This window comes from candidate division KSB1 bacterium, assembly GCA_022562085.1.
Lineage (GTDB): Bacteria > Zhuqueibacterota > Zhuqueibacteria > Oceanimicrobiales > Oceanimicrobiaceae > Oceanimicrobium.
Map to the genome: position 1 here is coordinate 1 of JADFPY010000392.1, position 3,999 is coordinate 3,999.

General features: G+C 43.8%; 5 protein-coding genes. 3 read left to right on the top strand and 2 right to left on the bottom strand.

Annotated features, from left to right (window positions below; translation table 11 throughout):
• Window positions 1–320 precede the first annotated feature (320 nt).
• On the top strand, window positions 321–764 hold the full coding sequence (locus IH879_20980; GenBank protein MCH7677403.1) for a thiol-disulfide oxidoreductase DCC family protein: 444 nt from the start codon (window positions 321–323) through the stop codon (window positions 762–764).
• Window positions 765–807: 43 nt separating this feature from the next.
• On the opposite strand, the gene IH879_20985 is transcribed toward IH879_20980, so the two are convergent.
• The gene (locus IH879_20985; GenBank protein MCH7677404.1) at window positions 808–1,167 is read right to left on the bottom strand and encodes a four helix bundle protein; all 360 of its coding nucleotides are present in this window, start codon (window positions 1,165–1,167) and stop codon (window positions 808–810) included.
• Between the two features lie 142 nt (window positions 1,168–1,309).
• On the opposite strand from IH879_20985, the gene IH879_20990 reads away from it, so the two are divergent.
• A complete protein-coding gene (locus IH879_20990; GenBank protein MCH7677405.1) occupies window positions 1,310–2,863 on the top strand; it encodes an IS1182 family transposase in 1,554 nt (517 codons plus the stop codon).
• A gap of 187 nt (window positions 2,864–3,050) precedes the next feature.
• A complete protein-coding gene (locus tag IH879_20995) occupies window positions 3,051–3,836 on the top strand; it encodes a serine hydrolase (GenBank protein ID MCH7677406.1) in 786 nt (261 codons plus the stop codon).
• A 13-nt stretch (window positions 3,837–3,849) separates the two neighbouring features.
• Here IH879_20995 and IH879_21000 read toward each other — a convergent pair whose 3' ends face one another.
• A complete protein-coding gene (locus tag IH879_21000) occupies window positions 3,850–3,987 on the bottom strand; it encodes a hypothetical protein (protein ID MCH7677407.1) in 138 nt (45 codons plus the stop codon).
• Window positions 3,988–3,999 lie beyond the last annotated feature (12 nt).

Here is a 3,999-nt window from a genome sequence, read left to right on the forward strand (position 1 = left end):
GCGTGGGAAAGTCGCTGTGATTTTATAAACTTTTAAAGTAAGACGATGCGACTTCGCCCAAACCTGTCGTTTTCTAAAGTCTCACATGGTTTTTTAGCCATCAGCTTTGAATATGGTTTCTTTAGCTGACAGCTGAAAGCTGAAAGCTGAATATTAATACGAATGTCAGGCAAGTGTGTAAATCCCACCGAGTGGCATAGTTACAAGATAGGCTGCCGCGATATCATGCTCAAGGAATTTTTCAGTTTTTCCTAAGTTAGACTTGCCGGGAAAAGGGAGAATTTGTATCTTAAATTATTTGAGCGTTTAACAGGATTGAAATGAAATCAGCAATCGAAGACCATAAAGAAAATCCAAATTTAATCGTCCTGTTTGACGGCGTTTGTGCCCTTTGTGATCGGACGGTTCAGTTTCTACTCAAAAGAGACAAACAAGGTGTCCTGAAATTCGCCCCGTTACAAGGACCAACTGCTGCGGCAATTCTGAAACGGCATCCGGAAATTGAGGATAATACACGGAGTGTAATTTTTGTGCAAAATTATGATACTGCCAGGGAATTTATCTCAGTTAGATCTCAGGCGATCCTCGATTGTGTATCAACTCTCGGTGGTGTTTGGCGAGTTGCCTCGGGACTGAGAATTGTTCCGCTTTTTCTGAGGGATGGGTTTTATAATTTTATTGCCCGGAAGCGTTATCGTTGGTTTGGAAAATATGAGGAGTGCATTGTGCCGCCACCAGAGATGAAGGAGAGGTTTATGGAGTAGGGGTTTAGCCTTCAGCAGTCAGCTTTCAGCGGTCAGCAAATAATTATGATCCGCTTCTGAGCGTCTTTATGAAAGATGTGAGCATTTTTTTAATTTCTACAATCTCCTCATTTAGCTCATTGTACTGAATGTTTTCTATGAAATCAAGACTGTTGGCCAGCATGAACAAATATTCTACCTCCGAGGCTGAACCCATTGCAATTTGAAGAAATCGTGCGAAATCCAGGTCGGTTTCCCTACCACACCCTTCTGCAATATTAGTTGGAATGGAAGCACACGCCCGTCTAATTTGACTGGTTAAACTATAAAGTTCTTCGCGTGGAAAAGTTGCGGTGATTTCATAAACTTTTAAAGTCAGACGATGAGACTTTACCCAAACCTGTTGTTTTCTAAAATCTCTCATGGTTTTTTAGCCATCAGTTATAAGCTTTTGAACGGTTCTGTTGAGACTGTCGAAAAAGGTCAGATTCAACACAAAATAGTAGCAATTGTGTAAGCAGTTTTATACATTAACTATTAGTATTCACTGATAGTTAGAGGCGATAATGGCTAAGTATAAACCTTACAATTATGACCAGATGGTCATGATTCCCATCACGCTGAAAGAACAACTAGAACCGGGAACCATAGAATACGCCATCCACGAATTAGTCGAGAAGAAAATCGACCTGTCGGTTTTCGAGAACCGCTTTAAGAACGACGACACCGGCGCATCCGCCTTCGACCCCAAAATCCTGCTTCAAATCGTTCTGTTTGCCTACTCAAGAGGCATTATCGGTTCCCGTCCTATCGAACGGGCTTGCCGTGAGAATATCATCTTCATGGCCCTGGGCTGCGGCTTTCAACCCGACCACAGCACCATCGCCCATTTTGTCTCTTCGATGAAAGAGGAAATCGAATCGATTTTCTGCAACATCCTGCTGGTGTGTGAGGAGCTGAATCTTTTGGGCGGCACCCATTTCTCCCTGGATGGACTCAAGCTGCCCTCAAATGCCTCGAAAGAATGGAGCGGCACATTTAAGGAGTTGCAGAAGAAACGGGATAAACTGCGAGAGAAGTTAAACGAAGTTCTCTCTGAGCATATCCACACAGACGAGACCTCCGAATCCGATAGCCAGAGACGCGAGAAGCAAAAGAAACGCCTCGCACGCCAGGTAGAGCGTCTGGACGAATTTCTAAAGAACAATACGCCCAAAGCCGGCAAGAGCAAAGCCGAGATTCAGAGCAATGTCACCGACAATGAGTCGGCGAAGATGCCGACCTCCCACGGCGTCATTCAAGGCTACAATGCCCAGGCTTTAGTCGACGACAAGCATCAAATAATCGTCAATGCAGAGACCATGGGCAATGGCCAGGACCATGATAATCTCAAACCGATGCTTGAAGGCGCCAAAAAGAACATGCAAGCCATCGGCAAAAAGGAAGATTATTTTACAGGCAAGCAGTTGAGCGCCGACTGCAACTATCATAACAAAGACAATATGGCCATTTGCGATACAGAAAAAATCGACGCCTATATTCCCGACCCGCAGTTCCGCAAAAGGGATGTGCGCTTTTCTGAACGGGACAGATTTAAAGACGGAATTAATCCCAGGAAGAAAGTTAAGAAAAAAACTATTAGTAAGCAAAATAGATTCGCCCTTGAAGATTTCATCTACGATGAACAGAACAAATCTTATATTTGTCCCAACAAAAAAGTTTTGAAACGCCATGCCCATGCGCACCGAATTCGTAATCTTATCTATGATATTTATCGGGCCCGGGAAACCGATTGTGCGGTCTGTCCATTCCGACAGAAATGCTTGAGCAAGAAAACCACCAAACGCAGACACTTAGTGATTCCTTTAGAACGGGTTGAGGAAGTCCAAAAGAAGTTTAGCTTGGTAGAGGCGATGAAACAGAAGATAGATACACACGAGGGCCGGCGTATCTATAGCAGACGCCTAGCCATCGTGGAACCGGTGTTTGCCAATATCCGTGCTCAGAAGCGGCTGGACCGGTTTACTTTACGGACCAAGGAAAAGGTCAATATTCAGTGGATGTTATTTGCACTGGTGCACAACATTGAGAAGATAGCGCACTATGGCAGGGCGTATTAGGGCAAAAGAGGTAGAACTCAGCCCTGGCCCAACCCGACTTTTCCGGGCAAACCGCTTCTAAAGCTGAACAAAAAGTAGCGGGAACAAAACCAAAATCTGAAAAATATGAACTCAAAAACAAAATGGCCAATTGCATCCTCGGTTTTTCGACAATCTCGTTAGCTGAAATATAAAGGAATCAATAATCATGAAATTAAAATATATTTTAATCTATGGAAATTTAATATTCGTCCTTAATGTGACTGCACAAATCAATTCGGCAGATCAAGTTAGGATTGATAGTCTTTTCGAGCAGTGGAATAATAAGGACTCTCCCGGGGCAGCAATAGGAATTATAGAAAAGGGAAAATTAATCTATACCAGAGGTTACGGTATAGCTGACTTAGAGCATGGCATCCCTATTACAGCCTCTTCAGTTTTTTATCTTGGTTCTGTATCCAAGCAGTTTGTGACGATGTGTATCCTTTTGTTGGAAGAACAAGGAAAACTGAACCTGGATGATGAGATTCAACTTTACCTACCGGATTTTCCAAAATACCAGGCTCCTCTCACGATTAGACATTTTATTCACCATACCAGTGGAGTCCGAGATAATCTTACACTCTGGGAACTTGCTGGGAATGATTTACTTGATCATATAGACGATGATGCCATTTACCAATTGATTAAGCGCCAAAAGATTTTGAATTTTACACCCGGAGACAAATACCTTTATAGCAATTCATGCTACTTTATGCTGGCGATGATCGTAGAAAAAGCTTCAGATCTGCCTATAAAAGAGTTTGCTGACAAGAACATTTTTATTCCGCTTGGCATGGAAAACAGTCATTTTCATGACAACCATTATCATATAATAAAAAATCGTGTCTTCAGCTATTCCCGTGTCGATGGTGGTTACAACAACCTCATTATGCGTTTTGACCTGGTTGGTTCTGGCGGCTTGTATTCTCGCCGTGGCTTGCCAGACAGTTGAAGGCGGCAAGACCCTAACCTTCGACAGCCTCCTTAAGAAACCGAAGACCCGGGATGGTATTTTGGTACTGCCGCAGGGACGGACGGGGCCGTTCCCAGCCGTGATCCTCGTCCACGGTACGGCCGGTCCCGATGACCGGTACAGCTTCCACCGCCCGGCCCTG